Below are 23,068 nucleotides of genomic sequence, written 5' to 3' on the forward strand. Positions count from 1 at the left end.
ACTCGGCCGCGTGCGTTACGCGAACTCCGTCGTCGACCTGGTCGGTGACACCCCGCTCGTCCGACTGAACCGTGTCACCGAGGGGATCCGGGCGACCGTCCTGGTGAAGGTGGAGTACCTCAACCCGGGCGGCTCGTCGAAGGACCGCATCGCCACGCGGATCATCGACGCGGCCGAGGCGTCCGGCGAGCTGCGACCCGGCGGCACCATCGTCGAGCCGACCTCCGGCAACACCGGTGTCGGCCTCGCGCTCGTCGCCCAGCAGCGCGGGTACCGCTGTGTCTTCGTGCTGCCGGACAAGGTCGGCGAGGACAAGCGCAACGTGCTCACGGCCTACGGCGCCGAGATCGTCGTGACGCCGACGGCGGTCCCGCCGGAGCACCCCGAGTCCTACTACTCGGTGTCCGACCGCCTGGTGCGGGAGATCCCCGGCGCCTACAAGCCGAACCAGTACGCGAACCCGAACGGTCCCCGGAGCCACTACGAGACGACCGGTCCGGAGATCTGGCGCGACACCGACGGTCGGCTCACGCACTTCGTCGCCGGCGTCGGCACCGGTGGCACCATCTCGGGCACCGGCCGCTTCCTGAAGGAGGCCTCCGACGGACGCGTCCGGATCGTCGGCGCCGACCCCGAGGGCTCCGTCTACTCGGGCGGCACCGGTCGGCCGTACCTGGTCGAGGGCGTCGGCGAGGACTTCTGGCCCGGCGCGTACGACGCCGGCGTCCCCGACGAGATCCTCGCCGTCACCGACGCCGAGTCCTTCGCGATGACCCGACGGCTGGCGCGCGAGGAAGGGCTGCTCGTCGGCGGGTCGAGCGGCATGGCCGTCGTCGCGGCGCTGCGGGCCGCACGCGACCTGACCGAGGACGACGTGGTCGTGGTGCTGCTGCCCGACGGCGGCCGTGGCTACCTCGGCAAGATCTTCAACGACCGGTGGATGCGCTCCTACGGCTTCGCCGAGACCGACGACGCCCGCACGGTCGGCTCCGTCGTCGCCGGCAAGGACGGCCGACTGCCCGACCTCGTGCACGCACACCCGTCCGACACCGTGCGCGACGTGGTGGAGATCATGTCCACGTACGGCGTCTCGCAGATGCCCGTGCTGAGCGCCGAGCCGCCCGTCGTGATCGGCGAGGTCGTCGGTGCGGTCGCCGAGAAGGACCTGCTCGAGCAGGTCTTCACGGGCACCGCCGCGATGACCGACGCGGTGAGCGGCTTCGTCGGTGACCCGCTGCCCCTCATCGGCATCGGTGAATCGCTGTCCGCAGCCCGCCGGGCGCTCGAGACGGTCGACGCGCTGCTCGTCGTCGACGACGGCAAGCCCGTCACCGTGCTGACCCGGCACGACCTGCTCACGTCGCTCTCCGAGTGACACCGATCGCCCGCCCGCACCGACACCGATCGCCCGCCCGCACTGACACCGAGCGCCCGCCCGCACCGACAGCGAGCGCTCGCCCGCACCGACCCCACCCCGACCCCACGAGGAACCCCAGCGCATGACCGAGTTCGCCACCCGCGCCGTCCACGCCGGCCAGGACCCCGACGCCACGACCGGTGCCGTCATCCCGCCCATCCACGTCACGAGCACCTACGTGCAGGACGGCGTCGGGAACATGCGGAACGGCTACGAGTACTCCCGCGGCGGCAACCCCACGCGCGACGCGCTGCAGACCCTGCTCGCCGACCTCGACGGCGGCGTCGCGGCGTACTCATTCGCATCGGGCCTGGCGGCCGAGGACGCCCTGCTCCGCGCGTACCTCGAGCCCGGCGCCCGCGTCGTGATGGGCAACGACGTGTACGGCGGGACGCACCGGCTGGTCAACCGCCTGCACGTGCCGTGGGGCGTGGAGCTCGTGGTCGTCGACATGAGCGACGTCGACCGGGTCCGTGCAGCGCTCGAGGGCGCCCCGGCGAAGACGGTGCTGTGGGTGGAGACCCCGACGAACCCGCTCATGAAGATCGCGGACATCGCGCTCCTCTCCGAGGTCGGTCACGCCGCAGGTGCCCTGGTCGTCGTCGACAACACGTTCGCGTCGCCGTACCTGCAGCAGCCGCTGTCGCTCGGCGCCGACGCCGTGTCGTACTCGACCACGAAGTACCTCGGCGGGCACTCCGACGTCGTCGGCGGCGCGGTCGTGCTGCGGGACCGCGAGTTCGCGGACCAGGTCGGTTTCCTGCAGTTCGGCGCGGGCGCGATCGCGTCGCCGTTCGACGCCTTCCTGACGACCCGGGGGATCAAGACGCTGCCGGTCCGGATGGAGCGGCACTCGTCGAACGCGCAGGCCGTGGCGGAGGCGCTCGTCTCGGCGCCCGGCGTCGAGCGGGTGTACTACCCCGGTCTCGCCGACCACCCCGGACACGAGGTCGCCGCGAAGCAGATGCGCGGCTTCGGCGGCATGCTCTCCGTCGCCCTGTCCGGCGGACCCGAGGCGGCGAAGCGCTTCGTCGAGTCCACCGAGGTCTTCACGCTCGCGGAGTCCCTGGGCGGCGTGGAGTCGCTCATCGGGTACCCGAGCGAGATGACGCACGCGTCGGTCAAGGGCACCGAGCTCGCCGTCCCGGAGAACGTCGTCCGCCTGTCGGTCGGCATCGAGGACCAGGGCGACCTGGTCGCGGACGTGCTGCAGGCACTGTCCCGGTGACCGCGGCCGGGTGACCGCGGCCTGCTGACGCAGACGTGACGGACGGGAGGTTCCCCACCGGACCGGTGGGGAGCCTCCCGTCCGTCATCAGGACCTGACGGATCGTCGGTGCGCGCCCCTAGGCTGTCCCGGTGAGCAGTGTGGCGACGAGGTCGGGGATCCTCAGCGGGCGCTACGCGCTCGCGACCCTGGGGATGGTCGCCATCGTCGGGGTGGCAGCGTTCCAGAACCTCGCGATGACGACGGTGATGCCGGAGATCAGCCGCGACCTCGACGGGCAGACGCTCTACGCGCTCGCGTTCGCGGCCCCGCTCGCCGCCGGCGTGCCCGGGATGGTGCTCGCGGGGACCTGGACGGACCGCTCGGGCGGCCGCGTCGTCGCCTGGGTGTCGGCGGTCTTCTTCGCCGTCGGGACGGCCGTCGTGATGACCGCGCCGACGATGGAGGTCTTCCTGGCCGGTCGCCTGGTCGAGGGCTTCGGTGCCGGTGCGATCGACGTCGTGCTCTACGTGCTCGTCGCCCGCATCTTCCCCGCCGAGCTGCACGGTCCGGTCTTCGCCGGGTTCGCCGCGGCCTGGGTCGTCCCGGCACTCGTCGGCCCGGCGCTCGCCGGGGTCGTGACGGAGGTGTGGGGGTGGCACTGGGTCTTCGCCGGCGCCCTCGTCATCGCGGTCGTCGCGTTCGCCCTCCTCGTCCCGACGCTGGCACGCCTGCACGCGCCGCCGGTCGAGCGCCGACCCCCGTGGCAGGCGGGGCGCATCGCGTGGTCGGTCGCGGCGGCGCTCGCGATCCTGCTGCTCAACGTCGCGCCGGACCTCGGTCCGTGGGCACGGGTCGTGGCCGTCGTCATCGGGGTCGTCGGCGCCTGGGCGGCGCTGCGGCCCCTCCTGCCGGCCGGGACCTTCCGGGCGGCCGCGGGCCTGCCGTCCGTGGTGCTGTTGCGCGGCCTGGTCGCGGCGGCGTTCTTCGGCAGCGAGGCCTACGTGCCCTTCCTGCTGCAGGCACGGCACGGCCTCAGCGCCTCGGCGGCGGGGCTCGCGCTGACCGTGGCCGCCCTGAGCTGGGCCGGGGCGAGCTGGCTGCACGGTCGGCTCGGGGAGCAGCGGCTCACCGCGGCGCGGACCTTCGGCGCCGGACTCGCGCTCGTCCTCGTCAGCCTGCTCGCTGCGCTCGCCGTCGCGGTGTGGGGGTTGCCGTGGTGGCTGCTCGTGGCCGGGTGGTTCGTCGGCGGTGCGGGCATGGGCGCGATGTACCCCCGGCTGTCGATGCTGACGCTCCGCTTCTCGGGCGAGGGCGACGACGGGTTCGCGAGCTCGGCCCTGACGATCGCCGACGCCTCGGGCAGCGTGGTCGGCCTCGCGGTCACGGGCCTGCTCTTCGTCGGCAGCGGGGGAGCCGAGGGCGACTGGTCGTTCCCGCTCGTCTTCGTCGCGATGACCGCGATCGCACTCGTCGGGATCGTCGCGGTCCGGCGCCTCGGTCCCGTGCCCGCACCGCCGACCCCCGGCGCCGTGTGACCCGCCCCGCGGTAGCGTGGGGCACCGGATCGAGCGGAGGTCACCGGGTGCGCACCGTCGTCGTCGCCGTCCTCGTGGCGGCGTCCCTCGCCCTGACCGGGTGCCAGGGACCGACGACCGCTGCGCCGACCCCGGTCCGCAGTACCGACCTCACCAGCTCCGACGGCGGGTTCGCCGACGACGCGGTGGTCGGCGCGGTGCTCGCGCCCGGGGACGACGCGCTCGCCGCGGACCTCGAGCGCGGGCTCGACCGGGCCGGGTTCTCGCCGGACGTCCGGGTGGTGCCGTCCTCCGGTGCCGCGGCCGAGCAGGCCCGTGCCGTCGACGCGCTCGTCGGCGCGGGAGCGAAGGCGCTGCTCGTGCACGCCGTCGACGCCGACGCGCTCGCGGAGGCGGTGCAGACGGCGCACGACGCCGGTGTGGTCGTGGTGTCGGTCGGTGCGTCGGTCCCGGCGAGCGGGACCGGCGGTGACGGTGTCTCCGTCGACCACCGCGTGCCGGCGGCAGCGGATGCCGGGACGACCGCCCGGGCGGCGGTCGAGGTCGTCCGGTCGCTGCAGCGCGGCGAGCAGCCGGACACGGGAGACCGCCACGGGCGCAGCGGCGCCGGGGACTGACGTCGGGACCCGGACCGTCGCGATCAGTGCGACCCGGCTCGGCGTCGGGGTCGGGGTCGGGGTCGGGGCCTGGATCGGGGCCGTGTGCCGGCTCGGCTCAGTGCCACCAGGCCGGGAACGACAGGGTGATCGTCTCGACCAGGGACCTCCGGGAGCGTCGGGGGCCGGCCAGCCACGCCTCGATCGCGCCGACGAAGCCCTGCGCCACGAACCCGGCTGCGACGTCGTCGAGCAGGGGCGGGCGTGACACGGGGTCGAGCTCGCGGATGTGCTGCGCGCTCGACACCGTGAAGTGCTGGACCAGCAGGCGGTGGAGGGATGCGTCCTCGGTGTCCGGCAACCCGCGGGCGTAGATGTCGCGGTGGGCCACGACGTGCTCGACGACGGCGTCGATGCCGCGGCGCGTGATGGCGGCGAGCTCGTCCTCGCCGGCTCCGCGGGCGGAGGCGGCCCGGCGGGCCTCGACGTCCTCCTCGCGGATGCGGTCGAGCTCGGGCGTCAGCACGTCGGCCAGGAGCGATCCGGGCGAGACGGCGTGCGAGTAGAACGTGGCGCGGTTGATGCCGGCTGCGCGCGTGACGTCGGCGACCGTGATGGCGGAGACCGGGCGGTCGGCTGCGAGCCGGAGGACCGCCTCGCGCAGTGCTGCCGTGGTGTGCACGATCCGGGCGTCGACCACGACACCACCCCCTCTTCGTTCCGTCCGCACGAGGCGGCTGTCGAGCAGTCCGACGTTACCGCACGGCGACCGCGCGGACTGGACGAGGAGCGCAGTGTGATGGGCGCGTTGCGGTCGGGGCGTCGCGAGAGCGCTCACGCAGCCCGTAGGATGGTTCCGGGGCCGAATCGATTCGAGTCGATCCGCCCCGGTCCTGCTCGGTCGGTCCTGACGTCCACCACGTCGACGGCGACCGGCCCCGATCCCGTCTCTCCTGCACCCGACCCCCTGTGAAGGACCGCTCGTGACCGCGCCCGCCACCACCGGCTCGCTCCGCGTCGTGCTGCACCCCGGTGACTCGCTCACCCGGCGGCAGCGCCTCGTCTACGTCTTCGTGCTCGGCGCGCTCACCGCGCTCGGGCCGTTCACCATCGACCTGTACCTGCCGGCGTTCCCGTCGCTCGAGCGCGAGTTCGGGATCAGCGAGGGTGCGGTGCAGCTCACGCTCACCGCGACCACGCTCGGGTTCGCGGTCGGGCAGCTGCTCGTCGGGCCCTGGAGCGACAAGGTCGGCCGGCGTCTGCCGCTCATCATCGCCACCTCGGTGCACGTCGCGGCGTCGGTCGGCGCAGCGCTCGCACCGAACGTCGAGGTGCTCGCGCTCTTCCGCGTCCTGCAGGGCATGGGGGCCGCGGCCGGCGGTGTCGTCGCGATGGCCACCGTGCGCGACCTGTTCGGCGGCAAGCCCCTCGTCCGGATGCTCTCGCGCCTGGCGATGGTGAACGGCCTCGCGCCGATCCTCGCGCCGCTGATCGGCTCGCAGATGCTGCAGTTCGTCAGCTGGCGCGGCGTCTTCGTGTTCCTCGCGTGCTACGGCGCAGCAGTCGTCATCGCGTCGTCCCTGCTCATCGTCGAGACCCTGCCGCCGGCCCGGCGGAAGGAGGCCGGCCACTCGACGATCGGGCAGCGCTACAAGGCCCTGCTCTCCGACCGGATCTTCGTCGGCGTCGCGCTCATCGGGGCGATGGTCTTCAGCGGGCTCTTCTCGTACCTGTCGGCGTCGCCGTTCCTGTTCCAGACGGTCTACGGCCTCGACGCGCAGCAGTACGGCCTGCTCTTCGCCGTGAACTCGATCGGCGTCGTCGTCGGCGTGCAGGTGTCCTCGCGCCTGGCGCAGCGGGTCGGTCCGCAGTGGATCCTCGCCTGCTCGACGGCGACGCTGTTCGTGTCCGCCGTCGCGATCGTCGTGCTCGACCAGCTCGGTGCGGGACTGGTCGGGGTCCTCGTGCCGCTGTGGTTCTTCATCGCGGCCTGCGGGTTCACGTTCCCGCTCGTCCAGGTGATCGGTCTCGCCGCGCACGGGAAGGAGGCCGGCACCGCCGCGTCGCTCCTCGGCGCACTGAACTTCGGGGTCGCCGGGCTCGTCTCGCCGATCGTCGGGTGGCTCGGCATCACCGCGGCGACGCCCATGGCGAGCGTGATGGCCTGCACGGCGGCGGTCGCCGTCGTCGTCCTCTGGGTGGTCGTCCGGCCGCGGACGGTGCCGGCGCTCTCGCACTGACGCGTCGCACAGCCGGACGTCGGCACGACGAGCGGACCGGAGGATCGACGCGTCCGTATGCTGCGGACATGACCGACGCGGTGGAGCAGGCACGGGCAGCGGCAGCAGCGGCGCAGGCGGCGGCTGAGGAGGCACGGCGGCTGGCGGACGAGGCGGCTCGGCGGGCCGAGGAGCTCGCGGCGGCGCTCAGCCGCGCGGCCGACGCGAGCGCGGCACCGGAGGCGACCGCGGCGCCCGACGCGAGCACGGTCGCAGGCGGGACGACGCCGGGGACGGCCACCGAGCCTCCCGGCCGCGCGCCGCTCGGCGCGACCACCACGCCGGAGGCGACGACCGCGTCGACCACACCGCCGCCGGTACCGCAGCCCGGCCCCCTCGGGCCGGAGGCCGTCGACGCCATCCGTACCGGGTACGCCGTCGAGGGCACCGCCCTGGAGCTCGGTGCCCTCGTCAACGGCCGCCCGCTGCCTGACGTCCAGGTCCGGATCCCGCTCGGCATGCTCAACCGGCACGGCCTCGTGGCCGGTGCCACCGGCACGGGCAAGACCCGCACGCTCCAGTTGCTCGCGGAGCAGGTCGCCGCGAACGGCGTCCCGGTGTTCGCGGCCGACGTCAAGGGCGACCTGTCCGGGCTCGCCGTGGCCGGGCAGCCGGACGAGAAGCTCCTCGCTCGCACCGAGGCGATCGGCCAGGACTGGCGGGGCGTCGCGAGTGCGGTGGAGTTCTACTCCCTCGGCGGGCAGGGCACCGGTGTGCCGATCCGGGCGACCGTCTCCGGGTTCGGCCCGCTCCTGCTGGCCAAGGTGCTCGGCCTCAACGCGACGCAGGAGTCCTCGCTCGGGTTGGTGTTCCACCACGCCGAACGCGCCGGACTGCCGCTCGTCGACCTGTCGGACCTGCGCGCCGTGCTGACCTACCTGGTGAGCGACCAGGGCAAGGCGGAGCTCGCGGAGCTCGGCGGGTTGTCGAAGCAGACCGCCGGTGTGATCCTGCGCGAGCTGGTGACCTTCGCCGACCAGGGTGCGGACCGCTTCTTCGGAGCACCCGAGATCGACACCCGTGCGTTCCTGCGCACCGCCCCGGACGGCCGCGGGATCGTGAGCCTGCTCGAGGTGCCGGGCGTGCAGGACCGGCCCGAGGTGTTCTCGACGTTCCTGATGTGGCTGCTCGCCGACCTGTTCAACGAACTCCCCGAGGTCGGCGACACCGACCGGCCGGCGCTCGTGTTCTTCTTCGACGAGGCACACCTGCTCTTCTCGGGGTCGTCGAAGGACTTCCGCGAGCAGGTCGTCCGCACCGTGCGGCTCATCCGTTCGAAGGGTGTCGGCATCGTGTTCGTCACGCAGACGCCGAAGGACCTGCCCGACGACGTGCTCGCACAGCTCGGCTCGCGGGTGCAGCACCAGCTCCGTGCCCACACGCCGGACGACGCGAAGGCACTGCGGGCGACCGTGTCGACGTACCCGACGAGTGACTACGACCTGGGGGAGGTCCTGACCTCGCTGGCGACCGGCGAGGCGGTCGTGACGGTGATGAACGAGGACGGCGCACCCACGCCGGTGGCGTGGACCCGTCTGCGCGCGCCGCAGGGATCGATGGACGCGCTGCCGTCGGACGTCCTGGAGGCGCTGGTCGCCTCGTCCCCGCTCCTCGCCCGGTACGGCACCACCGTCGACCCCGAGTCGGCGCGTGAGCTCCTGGCCGCCCGCATGGAGTCCGCCGCCGCGGACGCCGCCGCAGCGCAGGCGCAGGCGGACGCCGAGCAGGAGGCTGCGCGCGCCGCCACGGCGGCGGCGAAGGAGGCGGCCGCGCAGGCTGCGCGGGACGAGCGCGAGCGGAAGGCCGCACAGGCGGAGTACGAGCGGACGCAGCGCGAGTTCGAACGCGCGGAGCGGGCAGCGGCGGGTCGCCGGTCGCGATCGACGTCGACACGGACGTCGCGCTCGGCCGGGCGCACTGCGGACGACCCGCTCGGCGGACTGCTCGGGAACGGCCTCGGGCAGACCATCGCGAAGGAGGTCGTTCGGGGCATCTTCTCGACGCTCCGCCGCCGCCGCTGAGCTGCTGCCGGCGCGGTGCCGCGCGTCGCCCCGGCCGGTCTCAGCGGGTCAGGAGGCCGACGGTCTCGACGGCGAGCAGGCCGGCGACGATGCACGCGGTCGCCGCGCCTACCGCGAGCACGCCCCCGCGGCGCTCGTACCAGGTGCGGCTCGTGGGCCAGCGGCGGATGGCCTCGCGGACGTGGACCGGTCGGCGCTCGTGCTCGACCGGCACGCCCAGCACCTCGACCACGCGGTCGAGGGCGTCGTCGCCCCAGACGTCGCCGCGCAGCCGGAAGAGGTGCGTGCCGTCGGCGTCGAACGCGAGGAGCTCACGCGTGGTGCGGTCGGGCGACGCGCCGTACGTCGGGGTGACGACCAGCCGGTCGATCCGCTCGCGGGCGATGCGACGGTTCGGGGTGAGGACCGCGTTCAGGGCGACGACGTCGGCGTCGATGCCGAGGAAGGCCTGACCGAGTCGGACGAAGAGGACCCCGACCAGCACGGCGACGGCGACGACGAGCCCGGCGACGAGGACCCACCAGCGCTCCGGCAGCGAGGCCCAGACGAGCGCGACGGCGAGGGGGACGGCGGAGCAGACCACGCTGAGGACGGTCGACCGGACGAGGGAGCGCCGCGGGCGGAGGACCACGTCGTGGACCGGTGTCCGCAGACGTCCGGCAGCTGACACCGTCGCTTCCCCCACCTGGGTCTCCTCACCCCTCGCGCGCACGGGCAGGCCGATCTGCCACCCCGCGGGCGACGCCCCTGCCGCCTGCTGCACCGTGTCCGACCCGTCCCGGGGTCGTCCGTCTGCACAGGATAGGGCGAAGCGGGGGCGGAGGACAGCCCGTTCCACCCCCGTTGGGCGTTTCCCGGCCAGGACGGGCCGAGCGGGGTGCGATCGTGTCCCGCGGGTGGGGGACTCCACGGGCCGCAGCCGGGGCCGCGCCGGTCGGGAGCCGTGCCGGTCGGGAGCCGTGCTGACGGGGACGTGCGCCACCCGGGAACGACGAAGGGCGCGTCCTGCTGGACGCGCCCTTCGGTACTGCTGGCGGAGAATGGGGGATTCGAACCCCCGAGGGCTTGCACCCAACACGCTTTCCAAGCGTGCGCCATAGGCCACTAGGCGAATTCTCCTCGTGCCACCTCGCGGTGACGACACCCCATGGTACAGGTTCGCGGGGGTGGTCACGACCACGTCCGTCCACGGCCCCGTCGGCTCCCAGAGCGCACGGTGTGCCCGCGACTAGCCTGGAGGGGTGTCGACCCGCATCTACATCACGTCAGCAGAAGGACACACGGGCAAGAGCACCGTCGCGCTCGGTGTCCTCGAGACCCTCGCACGCTCCGTCGGACGCGTCGGCGTGTTCCGACCGGTCGCACGGTCGGTGGCCGAGCCGGACTACGTGCTCGAGCTCCTGCTGCAGCACAGCGCGGTGGGGCTCTCCTACGACGAGGCCGTCGGCGTGACGTACGACGACGTGCACGCCGACCCGGACGCCGCCCTCGGCACGATCCTGAACCGGTTCGCCCAGGTCGAGCGGCAGTGCGACGCCGTCGTGGTGCTCGGGTCCGACTACACCGACGTCGGCAGCCCGACCGAGCTGTCGTTCAACGCCAAGGTCGCGGCGAACCTCGGCGCGCCCGTGCTGCTCGTGCTCGGCGGTCGGGACTCCTCGGAGCGTGGCGTCCGCACGCCCGAGGCGATGGCGCAGGTCGCGGACGTCACGACGAGCGAACTCCGGGCGGCGCACGCTCAACTGCTCGGCGTCGTCGTGAACCGTGCGGACCCGGACGCCCTGGCCGCGATCGTCCAGAGCGTGGAGCACGCCGTGCGCGACGACCACCCGGACACCCCCGTCTGGGCCATCCCGGAGGACCGGGTGCTCGTGGCGCCGACGGTGCGCGCCCTGCTCGAGGCGACGGGCGCCACGCTCGTCCGCGGTGACGAGGCGCTGCTCGACCGGGAGGCCCTCGGCACGGTGGTCGCCGGCATGAGCATGGAGAACGTGCTGCCGCGGCTCATCGAGGGCGGGATCGTCGTCGTGCCGGGGGACCGCAGCGACGTGCTCCTCGCGACCGTGCTCGCGAACCAGTCCGAGACCTTCCCGAGCCTGGCGGGCGTGATCCTCAACGGCGGGTTCGAGACCTCGCCGCAGATCGCCCGGCTGCTCGAGGGCCTGTCGAGCTCGCTGCCGATCGCCCGGAACGACCTCGGCACGTACGACACCGCGCTCCGCATCACCCACACCCGGGGGCGCCTCGCCGCGGACTCACCCCGCAAGGCCGACCTGGCACTGGCGCTCTTCGAGCAGCACGTCGACGCTGACGCGCTGCGCGACCGCCTGCAGCTCACCCCGTCCGGGGTCGTCACGCCGCTCATGTTCGAGCACGGGCTGCTCGACCGCGCGCGTGGGTACGGCAAGCGGATCGTGCTGCCCGAGGGCGACGACGACCGCATCCTGCACGCGGCGTCGACGCTGCTCGCGCGACAGGTGTGCGAGCTCACGATCCTCGGCGAGCCGACGTCGATCCGGGCACGCGCCACCGAGCTCGGCCTCGACCTCGACGGGGCGCAGCTCGTCAGCCCGTTCGATCCCGAGCTGCGCGAACGCTTCGCCGAGGAGTACACGCGGCTCCGTGCGCACAAGGGCATGTCGATGGAGCTCGCGCGGGACACCGTCACCGACGTGTCCTACTTCGGCACGCTCATGGTGCAGCTCGGACTCGCCGACGGCATGGTCTCCGGGGCGAAGCACACCACCGCGCACACCATCCGACCCTCCTTCGAGATCATCAAGACCCGGCCGGACACCTCGATCGTCTCGAGCGTGTTCCTCATGGCGCTCGCCGACCGCGTGCTCGTCTACGGTGACTGCGCGGTCATCCCCGACCCGAGCAGCGAGCAGCTCGCCGACATCGCGATCTCGTCGGCGGAGACGGCCACGCAGTTCGGCATCGACCCGCGCGTCGCGATGCTGAGCTACTCGACCGGCGACAGCGGCACCGGTGCGGACGTCGACAAGGTGCGTGCCGGGACGGCCTTCGTCCGGGAGCGCCGCCCGGACCTGCTCGTCGAGGGACCCATCCAGTACGACGCCGCCGCCGATCCGACGGTCGCCCGCACGAAGATGCCGGACTCGCCCGTGGCGGGCCGGGCGACGGTGTTCATCTTCCCCGACCTCAACACCGGCAACAACACGTACAAGGCCGTGCAGCGCTCGGCTGGTGCGGTCGCGATCGGACCCGTCCTCCAGGGCCTGCGCAAGCCGATCAACGACCTGTCCCGCGGTGCGCTCGTCAGCGACATCGTGAACACGGTCGCCATCACGGCCATCCAGGCCGGCACCGCGACCGACGCGGCCTGACCGACCATCGCCGACCGCGACCAGCCCACCCGCCCGCATCGCGCCTCCAGACCGTCCCGAGAAAGGCACCCCACCGTGACCGCAGCCCTCGTCGTCAACTCCGGATCGAGTTCGTTCAAGTACCAGCTCATCGAACTCGAGGGCGAGCGCACGCTCGCCTCCGGGCTCGTCGAGCGCATCGGGGAGTCGTCGGGGGCGTGGAAGCACACCAACGCGCTGACGGGGGAGTCGTCGTCGAACGACGCGGCGTCCGTGCCCGACCACGCGGCCGGCTTCCAGGCGATGATCGACGCCTTCGCCAAGGTCGGGCCGTCGTTCGACGAGCACCCGCCGGCGGTCGTCGGACACCGCGTCGTGCACGGGGGGACCACCTTCGACGCGGCCACCGTCGTCACCGACGAGGTCGAGCAGCAGATCGAGGACCTGAACAGCCTCGCGCCGCTGCACAACCCCGCGAACCTCGAGGGCATCCGCGCGGCAAAGCAGGTGTTCTCGGACGTGCCGCACGTCGCCGTCTTCGACACCGCGTTCCACCAGACCATGCCGCCGCACGCCTACACGTACGCGATCCCGGCCGACCTCGCCAAGCGGTACCGGATCCGCCGGTACGGCATGCACGGGACGAGCCACAAGTACGTGTCCGAGCAGACCGCGGAGTTCCTCGGCCGCCCGCTGGCCGAGCTGAAGACGATCGTGCTGCACCTCGGCAACGGGGCGTCGGTCGCGGCGATCGACGGCGGGCGGTCGATCGAGACGTCGATGGGGCTCACGCCGCTCGAGGGCCTCGTGATGGGCACACGCTCCGGCGACCTCGACCCGGCGGTGCTCATCCACCTGCACCGCGAGGCCGGCATGTCCTTCGACGACCTCGACACGATGCTCAACAAGCAGTCCGGTCTGCTCGGCCTCACGGGCAACGGCGACATGCGCGACGTGCAGGACGCGGCGCTCGGTGGCGACGACGAGGCCGAGGCGGCGCTCGCCGTGTACCGGCACCGGATCCGCCGCTACGTCGGGGCCTACACGGCGCAGCTCGGCGGGCTGGACGCCGTCGTGTTCACCGCCGGGGTGGGGGAGAACAACGCGCTGCTGCGGCGGCGCGTGCTCGCCGGGCTCGAGCACCTGGGCATCGAGGTCGACGCCGACCGGAACGAGCTGCACTCGAAGGAGGCCCGGCTGATCTCGACCGACGCGTCGCGGGTCGCGGTGCTCGTCGTGCCGACGAACGAGGAGCTCGAGATCGCCCGGCAGTCGGCGGCGGTCGCGCTGTAGGGCTGTCGGGCTGTAGGGCCGTCGGGCTGTACGGCCGTCGGGCTGGTGGCGCGGCGCGGCGCGGCTCGGGGCAGCATGGCGCCTGCTGCTGCGCCGTCGCCGAGGCGTCGCCAGCTCGTCGAGGCGTCGCCAGCTCGTCGAGACGCCGCCAGCTCGTCGAGACGCCGCCACTTCCGACGGCGTCTCGCGTTGTGGACGGTGTCTCGCGCTGACGCCGGCGTCTCGCGCTGACGCCAGCGTCCCGCCCGCGTCAGCTCAGGGCGTGGAGGGCGGCCGGGATCGGGGTGTTGCCGCTCGTCACCTCGAACTGCACCCCGACGGCGGTGTCGTCGAGCAGTGCGTGCAGGACGAGGGCGGCGACGTCCGCGCGGGGGATCGACCCGCGGGGGACGGTCCGGCCGACGTGCACCGTTCCCTGCGGCGGGGTGTCGAGCAGTGCTCCCGGCCGGATGATCGTCCAGGCAAGGTTCCGCATCCGGATGTTCGCATCGGCCTCCGACTTCGCCCGGAGGTACACCTGGAAGACGTCCGCCTCCGTCCGGGCAGGCACCACGGCACGCTCGCGGTCGTAGGCGTCAGCACCCATCGCCGACACCATCACGTACCGCTGGATCCCGATCCGCTCCGCCGCGTCCGCCAGGGTGATCGCCGCGTCGCGGTCGACGGACTCCTTGCGGTCGGCGCCGCTGTTCGGCCCGGCACCCGCGGCGAAGACGACGGCGTCGACGCCACGGAGGCGCAGCGCCAGCTCGTCGTCGTCCACCTGTTCCAGGTCGACGACCAGGGCCGTCGCGCCCTGCTGCTCGACGTCGGTCACGTGGGCAGGGTTGCGGATGATCGCGACGGCGTCGTGGCCCGCGTCGGTGATCAGGCGGGCGAGGAGCAGTGCGATCTGGCCGTGTCCTCCGGCGATGGCGATCTTCATGTGTCCGATACTGCCCGGAGCATCCGGTAGACTTCCGGAGGCTCCTCACGTGACGCCATCCAGGCCAACTCCCCCAGGGCGGAAACGCAGCAAGGGTAACCGGGCTCTGGCGGGTGCGTGAGGAGTCTTCTTCGTTCGGGCGAGGACGCAGCTGGAGCGACCGGGGCTGTGTCGTCCCGTGCGTGAGGAGTCTTCTTCGTTCCGGGGCTGTGTCGTCCTGTGCGTGGGAAGTACTCGCCGTTCTCCGGCAGATCCGCGATGGTTCCGGTACGCCGAGCGGACTCGCCGACGAAATCTCGCGCAACCTCGTGCGCGGTTCCTGTTCGTGTGTAAAGATCACCTCCAGGAACCCCCAACCAGGGTTCCGACCCTCTCCCGTCTCACCAGCGGGGGAGTCCGAGGATCAGGTGGCAGGCGAGCCTGCCAGGAAACGGGACACGCATGCGCAGGCACGTGTCGCTCCGGGGTACCCCTGTGCCCGCAGGAGCGGTCAACTGGACACGATGGATCACCGGCGACGGGAACCGGGCTCGACGACGAGCTCCCGGTGACCGGAGCCTCCTCCTGCGCGGCGGTGTCGTCGCCACGGTGACGGCGTTGCTCGCCGCCACCGTGGCGATCCAACCGGCTGCAGCGGCGCCGACGGACGTCTCCGAGGCCGAGGGCGTCCTGCTCAGCGGTTCCGGCATCGTCGACGTCGACGCGCTCGCCCAGCTCCGTGGTGCCTACTCCGCGAGCAGCGCGAGCACGGTCGGCGGGACGACGAACCAGCCGCTCGACCTCACCGCACTGAACAGCCTGGGCGTCCGACTGTCGAACAACGTCGACCTGCTCGGCGCGAACGGCATCCTGACGCTCGGTGTCGACGGGCAGTTCGCGACGACCTCGCAGACGGGCGCCCGCGGTTCCTCCGGCCTCGTCGGCGACGACGGGGCGATCGGCGTCGGGAGCGGCACCGGGGCCGGTGCGTCGACGCTGAACCTGAACCCGCTGCTGGCCCGGGTCGGCGCGGACACGACCGTGCTGTCGAACGCGCAGCTGCAGGTGGGCGCGCTCGCCTCGACGATCAGCGCCACACGTGGTGCGACGGTGAGCACCGCGAGCGACTACCGCATCGCGGGCGCGAACCTGCAGCTCACCAGCCCCGCGGTGTCCCGACTGGCGACGACCCTGCGGGCGAACGTCGCGCCGCTGTCCACCTCGGTGAACACCGCCCTGAGCGGAGCGGTGACGACCGACGCGGTCACTGGGGCGTTGGGATCGCTGCTCTCGCCGCTGGTGTCCGTGCGGAACACGAGCGTCCAGACGACCGCGAACCTCGACCTCGGTCCCACCATCGACGGGGTCCTCGCACAGCCGATCACGGACGGTGCGGTGACCATCACCCCGTCGACCGGTTCGATCACCGTCGACCTCGACACGTTGACGCGGCTCAACGACCAGCCGGCGAACACCCCCGTGCTCACCGACGCGGCGGTCGCCGCGATCAACAGCAGCATCACGAACATCCTCGGGACACGGCTCCCTGCCACCCTGAGCACCGCCGTCACGAACGCGGTCGACGCGGCACGGGTGCGCGTCCAGGTCAGTGCCACGCTCAGCGCGGCCGGGGCGGTCAACCTGCCGATCAACGTGACCGTCGACTCGACCATCGGTGCGCTCGCCGTGTCGGGCGCGGCCACGCCGCAGGTCTCCGTGTCGACGGGAACGATCCTCGGGATCAACGTCGCCCCCGTGCTCGGGACGCTCGTCAGCGGCACCGTCGTCCCGGCCCTCCAGACCGCGGTGCGGCCCCTGGCGAACTCCGCCGCCCTCGCCCAGCTCAGCACCACGCTCACCACCACCACGACCGCCGTCGCGACGGCGCTCTCGCCCGTGGTGCTCCTGCTCCGTCAGGTTGTCGACCTGACGGTGAACGCGCAGGAAGACCCCCGCTTCCGCGACCCACGCGGGTACGACCCAGGGGCGCAGAGCGTGACCGCCCTGCGGCTCACGGTGCTGCCGGGGCCGAACGCCGCGACGGTCGACCTCGCCACCTCCACGGTGCGCGCCACGGCGTTCCTGGCCCCGACGATCACCGCACCCACGGCAGGGCAGCAGTTCAGCGTCCCGACCGACACCTCCACCCGCTCGGTGACGGTGCGCGGGACCGGTGAACCCGGTGCCGGCATCGCGCTCGCCGCGGGCGGTGGCCTGACCGCCCCCGCGACGGTCGCCCCCGACGGCACCTGGACCGCCACACTCGCGGACGTCCCGGTCGGGGACCGGACCGTCACCGCGACGCAGACGGTCGGCGGCGCCGCCGCGGGCACCGCGACGCAGGCCTTCTCGGTCGTCGCGCAGCGTCCGCTGGTCATCGACACGCCCACTGCCGGGCAGCAGTTCACCACGACCGGGACCACGACCCCGGTGACCCTCACCGGCACGTCCACCGCGAACGCGCGGATCGACGTGACGATCGGGGACGACGTCACGGCGAGCGGCACGGCGGACGGCAACGGCGTCTGGAGCGTCCCCGTCGACGCGGTCCCGGTCGGGCTGCAGACGGCCAGCGTGACGCAGACCGTCGGCGACACCACCTCGGCCGCGGTGACGCGGGACTTCGAGGTCGTCGCCGCTCGGACGCTGACCATCGACACTCCGGCCCCCGATGCGGTCCTGCCGCTCGTCGGGGACACCCGCGCCGTCGTGCTCACCGGTGCTGCCGAGGGCGGTGCCCGCGTCGACGTGACGCTCGGCGACGGTCTGACCGCCACCACCACGGCGAACACGAACGGCACCTGGACCGCCACGGTCGAGGACGTCCCCGCAGGCGACTACACGGCCACGGCGGCCCAGACCGTCGACGGCACGACGAGCGCTCCGGTGACCCGTGACTTCTCGGTCACCGCCGTTCCCGGCATCACCATCGAGGAGCCGGCCGACGGAGCCGTCCTGACGGTCGCCGACGCCACGTCGACCACCCCGGTCACGGTGACCGGCACCGCTGCGCCGAACGCGTCCGTCGCGGTCGACCTCGGCGGCTCCTTCACGGCGATCACCGAGGCGGACGACGACGGCGACTGGACCGCCACCTTCCCGGGGGTCCCGGTCGGTGAGCGCACGATCACCGCGACGCAGACGGTCGCCGGCACCACCTCGGCGCCCGTCACCTCGGCCTTCGAGATCGCCGTCGGTGCCCCGCTGACGATCGCGACCCCTGCGGACGGCGCCACCGTGCCCGTCCTCGACGCCGACTCGACCGCCGACCTCGACGTCACCGGGACCGCCGAGCCCCGGGCCCGGGTGTCGGTGTCGCTCGGCGGCGGCCTCACGGCCACGACGACGGCCGACGGAGACGGTGACTGGAGGACGACGGTCGAGGACGTGCCCGTCGGTCGTTACACCCTGACCGCGACGCAGACCGTGAACGGCACGACGTCGCCGGCCCAGCAGCGGATCGTCTCGGTCGTCCCCGCGGCAGCGCTGCAGGTGACCGCACCGGTGCAGGGCGCGACGACCGTGGTCGCGAACGACGACGACACGGTCGACGTCGACGTGACCGGGACGGCGCAGCCCGGTGCCGAGATCGACGTCGTGCTCGACGAGCGAGCACCCGTCACGACGACGGTGGACGACGACGGCACCTGGTCGGTGGCCCTGCCGGACGTCGGGACCGGCGGTCACACCGTGACGGTCACCCAGACCGTCGGTGGACAGACCTCGCCGGCGATCGAGCGGGACATCTCGATCGAGGTCGGCGACGACCTCGAGATAACCGCTCCCACCGAGGGGCAGGAGATCCCCGCCACGAGCACCGGCGACGCGTCGGTCGTGGTCCGCGGGACCGCGGAGCCGGGTGCGACCGTCTCCGTCAGCATCGACGGGGCAGCACCCGTCGCCGTCGTGACCGGCCCCGCGGGCAACTGGGTCCTCGACCCGGTGCAGCTCGGGACCGGCCAGCACACCGTCGAGGCCGTGCAGACCGTGAACGGCACGACCGGTCCCACCGAGACGCGGGACTTCACCGTCGTCCCGGGCACCGCCGTCACCATCGACAGCCCGGCCGCCGGCTCGCGCTTCGTCGTGGTCGACGGGGACGCCACCGCCACGGTGACGATCAGCGGTGTCGCCGAACCCGGCGCAGCCGTGACGGTGACGGTCGGTGACCTCGAGCTCTCGACCACCGCAGCCGACGACGACGGCACCTGGTCGGTCGACGCAGCCGGGCTCGCCCCCGGTGACTACACGATCGACGCGGCACAGTCGCTGAACGGCGCGAGCACGGACGCCCTGCCCGTGGGCTTCCTGGTCGACGCTGCGGCGCCCCTCACCATCACGGCTCCCGGCACGGCGGCGATGACGGTCGCCGGCGACGACGTGACCCGTGACGTGACGGTCACCGGCACCGGGCAGCCCGGCGCGACGATCGTCGCGACGATCGACGGCGAGGAGCCCGGAGCGACGACCACGGTCGCCGCCGACGGGAGCTGGTCCGTCACCTTCGAGGACGTCGGCGTCGGGACGCACCCGGTGTCGGTCACGCAGACGCTGCCCGGCGGGGTCTCCAGCCCGGCGACGTCCGACCCCGTGACCCGCGACGTCACGCTCGTCGCCGCGGACGACGTGCTCATCACGTCGCCCGAGGACGGCGCGGTCCTGCTCGTCCCGGACGAGGACACCACACGCGACGTGACGGTGTCCGGCACGGCAGAGCCGAACGCACCGGTGACGGTCCGTGTCGGCGACGCCGAGGCCTCCACGACCGCGGACGACGACGGCGACTGGACGGTCACCGTCGGCGGCGTCGGCGTGGGCGAGCAGACGGTCACGGCGACGCAGACGGTCGGCGGCACCACCGCCTCCAGTGCGGAGCAGACGCTCACGGTGCGCGCAGGCCGACCGCTCGCGCTCACCAGCCCCGACGACGGTGACGTCATCACGGTCGCCGACGCGACCGGTACGGCCGACGTCGTGGCGGCCGGTACGGCCGAGCCGGGCGCTCCGGTGACCGTCACGCTCTCCACCGGGGAACAGGCGACCGTCGAGGCGGACGACGACGGACGGTGGACCCACACGTTCACCGACGTGCCGACCGGTGACCACACCGTCCGGGCGACGCAGGTCGTCGGCGGGATCACCTCGGCACCCGTCAGCGCCGGAGTGTCGGTGCGCGCCGGGGCGCCGCTGACCGTCACCACGCCGGCCGGCGCCACGGCCGTCACGGTCGCGGACGACGACGCCACCACCGACGTGGACTTCGCCGGCACCGGCGCGCCGGGGGCGACGGTCACCGTCGACCTCGGTGACGGCGGCACCGCCGAGACGGTCGTCGGCGACGACGGCACTTGGGCGACCACCGTCGAGGACGTCCCGGTGGGGTCCTGGACGGCGGCGGTCACGCAGTCGGTGAACGGCACCACGAGCGCCCCCGTCACGCGACCGGTCTCGGTCGTCGCCGCGGCGGAGCTCGTCGTCCGGCAGCCGGAGGGCACCGTCACCGTCGCGGACGTCGCCGCCACGACGACCGTCACGGTCGCCGGTGACGCCGAGCCCGGCGCCACCGTGACGGTGACCGTCGACGACCGAGACCCGGTCGACGTGACGGTGGGCGACGACGGCACGTGGAGCGTCGACGTCGACGACGTCGCGGTCGGTGAGCACGTCGTGTCGGCGACGCAGACCGTCGCCGGCTCGACCTCGACCACGCCGGTCGAGCGTCCCTTCGAGGTCGTCGCGGCAGCGCCGGTCGTCATCACCGCCCCCGCGGACGGGGAAGAGGTGCGGGTCGCCGACGAGGACGCCACGACGACGGTCACGGTGCGCGGCACCGCGGAGCCCGGCGCCACCGTGGTGGTCGACCTCGGCGGCGGGCGTGATGCCACGACCGAGGCCGACGAGGACGGCGACTGGGCGGTCGACGTCCCCGGTGTCCCCGCGGGCACCACGACCGTCAGCGTCACCCAGCAGGTCGGCGGCACCACGTCGCAGCCGGTCACGGTCGCCATCGAGGTCGTGGTCGCGGCACCGCTGACGATCGCCACCCCGGCCGACGGGTCCACCGTCACGGTCGCACAGGACGACTCCCTCGCGACGATCGTCGCGAACGGGGCGGCCGAGCCCGGTGCCGAGGTCCGCGTGACCCTGGACGACGGCGTCGCACAGACCGTGACGGCGACCGACGCCGGTACCTGGAGCGTCCGGTTCGACGGCGTCGCGACGGGCGAGCACACCGTCCGGGCGACGCAGACGGTCGACGGGTCCACCTCGGGTCCGGTCGTGAACACGTTCACGGTCGAGGCCGGCGCGCCCCTGACGGTCACCACGCCGACCGACGACCAGGTCGTCACGGTGCCGGCGTCCGACCCGACGGTCGACCTGCCCGTGGCGGGCACCGGCGAGCCCGGTGGCACGGTCACCGTGGTGGTCGACGACGGCGACCCGATCGAGGTGCCCGTCCGTGACGACGGCACCTGGGACACGGTCGTACCGGGCGTCGGTCCCGGCGACCACACGGTCACCGTCGGCCAGGAGGTCGGTGGCACCACCTCCGACCCCGTCGTGGTGGACGTGACCGTGGACGTCGCCGACGAGGACGCCGTCGTCATCACGACGCCGGCGGCCGGCAGCACGGTCCGGATCGTCGGTGACACCACGCCGGTCCGGGTCGTGGGCACGGCAGCGCCCGGCGCAACGGTGTCGGTCACGATCGACGACGGCACCGCCGTCGCGACCACGGCCGACGACGAGGGCGACTGGACGGTCACCGTGCCGGACGTCGCGCTCGGCGGCCACACCGCCTCCGCCACGCAGACCGTGGACGGTCGGACCACCGCAGCACCCGACGTCGCCTTCACCGTCGCCGCCGTGGCCCCGCTGCAGGTGACCGCCCCCGCGGACGGCCAGGTGTTCCGGACGGACCAGGACACGGTCTCCGTGCCGGTCAGCGGGGCCGCCGAGCCGGGCGCCACCGTGACGGTCGACATCGACGGCACCACGGTGTCGACGACGGCCGGTTCGGACGGCTCCTGGACGGTGACCGTGCCGGACGTCCCGGTCGGCGACCACACCGTGTCGGCGACGCAGACGGTCGGCGGGGCCACCTCGGCCCCGGTGACCAGCGGCATCAGCGTGGTCGCCGCGCAGGAGGACGACGTCGTCATCACGGACCCGACCCCGGGTCGCCTCTTCGAGGCCCCCGGGCTCGACAGCACGACCACCGTGCCCGTCTCCGGGACGGCCGGAGCCGACGCCGCGGTCGAGGTCCGGCTCTCGACCGGGCAGGTCCGGACGACGACGGCCGGCGGCGACGGTCGCTGGAGCGTCACCTTCGAGGAGGTCCCGGCCGGTGACTGGACGCTGCAGGCGACGCAGACCGTGGACGGGGACACCTCCGACTCGCAGGTCGTGCCGATCGTCGTCCGGGTCGCCGACCCCCTGACGGTCACCTCGCCCCTGCCCGGGGCCCGGCAGACGGCCGGTGCCGACGGCACCGCCACCTGGCAGGTCACCGGGACGGCGGACCCGGGTGCGACCGTCACGGTCCGCAGCGACGCGGGAGACCCCGTCGTGACGACCGCGGCTGCCGACGGATCCTGGTCGGTGTCCGTGGAGCTCGGGGTCGGTTCGCACACCTTCACGGTGACCCAGACCGTCGAGGGTGCCACGTCCGCCGCCCAGACGGTGCCGGTGGTGGTGGTCGCCGCCCAGCCGGGTGAGCCGGGGCAGCCAGGAGAGCCCGGTGAGCCGGGGCAGCCCGGTGAGCCTGGGGAGCCTGGGGAGCCTGGGGAGCCTGGGGAGCCTGGCCAGCCCGGCCAGCCCGGTGAGCCTGGGGAGCCTGGCCAGCCCGGGGAGCCTGGGGAGCCTGGCCAGCCCGGTGAGCCTGGGGAGCCTGGGGAGCCTGGTGAGCCGGGTGAGCCGGGTGAGCCTGGGCAGCCCGGTGAACCTGGGGAGCCTGGCCAGCCCGGTGAGCCCGGTGAGCCCGGTGAACCTGGTCAGCCCGGGGAGCCTGGAGAGCCGGGTCAGCCCGGTGAACCGGGCCAGCCGGGGCAGCCGGGGCAGCCGGGCCAGCCGGGCCAGCCGGGCCAGCCTGGACAGCCAGGCCTGCCGGGTGGCTCCGGGAACGGAGCCGGCACCGGTACCGGAGTGATCGGTACCGGCAACGGATCGGGTCTCGGTACCGGCAACGGATCGGGTCTCGGGACCGGCAACGGATCGGGTCTCGGGACCGGCAACGGATCGGGTCTCGGTGCCGGCAACGGATCGCTCGGCAACGGCAACGGCAACGGCACGGGCAACGGCACGGGATCCGGATCCGGATCCGGATCCGGCGACGGTTCCGGTCGCGACCTCGCCTTCACCGGCGCGGACGTCGCTCCGCTCGCGGGTGCCGCCGGCGGCCTGGTGGTCCTCGGGTTCCTGCTGCTCGGTCTCTCCCGACTGGCACGCCGCATCCGCCGCGGGCGCGCCTGACCGTCCGCCCAC

General features: G+C 73.4%; 12 protein-coding genes, 1 tRNA gene and 1 other RNA gene. 10 read left to right on the forward strand and 4 right to left on the reverse strand.

The features are described 5' to 3' along the window. The first annotated feature begins 10 nt into the window (after window positions 1-10). From J2X59_RS01565 to J2X59_RS01580, 4 genes are all read left to right on the forward strand, one after another. Window positions 11-1,375, forward strand: coding sequence for a cystathionine beta-synthase (locus tag J2X59_RS01565; protein ID WP_209685071.1), 1,365 nt, complete (start codon window positions 11-13; stop codon window positions 1,373-1,375). Between the two features lie 124 nt (window positions 1,376-1,499). Then, window positions 1,500-2,645, forward strand: coding sequence for a cystathionine gamma-synthase (locus J2X59_RS01570; protein ID WP_066655198.1), 1,146 nt, complete (start codon window positions 1,500-1,502; stop codon window positions 2,643-2,645). A 131-nt stretch (window positions 2,646-2,776) separates the two neighbouring features. Next, a complete protein-coding gene (locus tag J2X59_RS01575) occupies window positions 2,777-4,162 on the forward strand; it encodes an MFS transporter (protein ID WP_326495451.1) in 1,386 nt (461 codons plus the stop codon). Between the two features lie 47 nt (window positions 4,163-4,209). Beyond that, window positions 4,210-4,779 (forward strand): substrate-binding domain-containing protein, encoded by a 570-nt coding sequence (locus J2X59_RS01580; protein ID WP_326495452.1) that lies wholly within the window; start codon window positions 4,210-4,212, stop codon window positions 4,777-4,779. A gap of 97 nt (window positions 4,780-4,876) precedes the next feature. Here the strand turns inward: J2X59_RS01580 and J2X59_RS01585 are convergent, their stop codons facing one another. Then, on the reverse strand, window positions 4,877-5,458 hold the full coding sequence (locus J2X59_RS01585; protein ID WP_326495453.1) for a TetR/AcrR family transcriptional regulator: 582 nt from the start codon (window positions 5,456-5,458) through the stop codon (window positions 4,877-4,879). Between the two features lie 283 nt (window positions 5,459-5,741). On the opposite strand from J2X59_RS01585, the gene J2X59_RS01590 reads away from it, so the two are divergent. Further along, window positions 5,742-6,998, forward strand: a complete 1,257-nt coding sequence (locus tag J2X59_RS01590) for a multidrug effflux MFS transporter (RefSeq protein WP_200884101.1) — start codon at window positions 5,742-5,744, stop codon at window positions 6,996-6,998. 68 nt (window positions 6,999-7,066) lie between these two features. Then, window positions 7,067-9,058: a helicase HerA-like domain-containing protein gene (locus J2X59_RS01595; RefSeq protein WP_326495454.1), complete on the forward strand. Its 1,992-nt coding sequence runs from the start codon at window positions 7,067-7,069 to the stop codon at window positions 9,056-9,058. A 40-nt stretch (window positions 9,059-9,098) separates the two neighbouring features. On the opposite strand, the gene J2X59_RS01600 is transcribed toward J2X59_RS01595, so the two are convergent. Continuing rightward, entirely contained in the window at window positions 9,099-9,743 is a 645-nt protein-coding gene (locus J2X59_RS01600) for a hypothetical protein (RefSeq protein ID WP_326495455.1), read from the reverse strand. Window positions 9,744-10,089: 346 nt separating this feature from the next. After that, a tRNA-Ser gene (locus tag J2X59_RS01605) sits at window positions 10,090-10,177 on the reverse strand. Window positions 10,178-10,299: 122 nt separating this feature from the next. Between J2X59_RS01605 and pta the strand changes: the two genes are divergently transcribed. Continuing rightward, entirely contained in the window at window positions 10,300-12,408 is a 2,109-nt protein-coding gene (gene pta, locus J2X59_RS01610) for a phosphate acetyltransferase (protein WP_326495456.1), read from the forward strand. A gap of 75 nt (window positions 12,409-12,483) precedes the next feature. Beyond that, a complete protein-coding gene (locus J2X59_RS01615; RefSeq protein WP_326495457.1) occupies window positions 12,484-13,680 on the forward strand; it encodes an acetate/propionate family kinase in 1,197 nt (398 codons plus the stop codon). 250 nt (window positions 13,681-13,930) lie between these two features. On the opposite strand, the gene J2X59_RS01620 is transcribed toward J2X59_RS01615, so the two are convergent. After that, window positions 13,931-14,605: an SDR family oxidoreductase gene (locus J2X59_RS01620; RefSeq protein WP_066655180.1), complete on the reverse strand. Its 675-nt coding sequence runs from the start codon at window positions 14,603-14,605 to the stop codon at window positions 13,931-13,933. A 36-nt stretch (window positions 14,606-14,641) separates the two neighbouring features. Here J2X59_RS01620 and ffs point away from each other — a divergent pair. Together ffs and J2X59_RS01630 are read left to right on the forward strand one after the other, a co-directional pair. Continuing rightward, window positions 14,642-14,738: signal recognition particle sRNA small type (gene ffs, locus J2X59_RS01625), an RNA gene on the forward strand. Between the two features lie 464 nt (window positions 14,739-15,202). Further along, complete coding sequence (locus J2X59_RS01630; protein WP_326495458.1) at window positions 15,203-23,056, forward strand: choice-of-anchor G family protein; 7,854 nt, start codon at window positions 15,203-15,205, stop codon at window positions 23,054-23,056. Window positions 23,057-23,068 lie beyond the last annotated feature (12 nt).

Origin of the sequence: Curtobacterium sp. 260 (assembly GCF_030803485.1) — a bacterium.
Lineage (GTDB): Bacteria > Actinomycetota > Actinomycetes > Actinomycetales > Microbacteriaceae > Curtobacterium.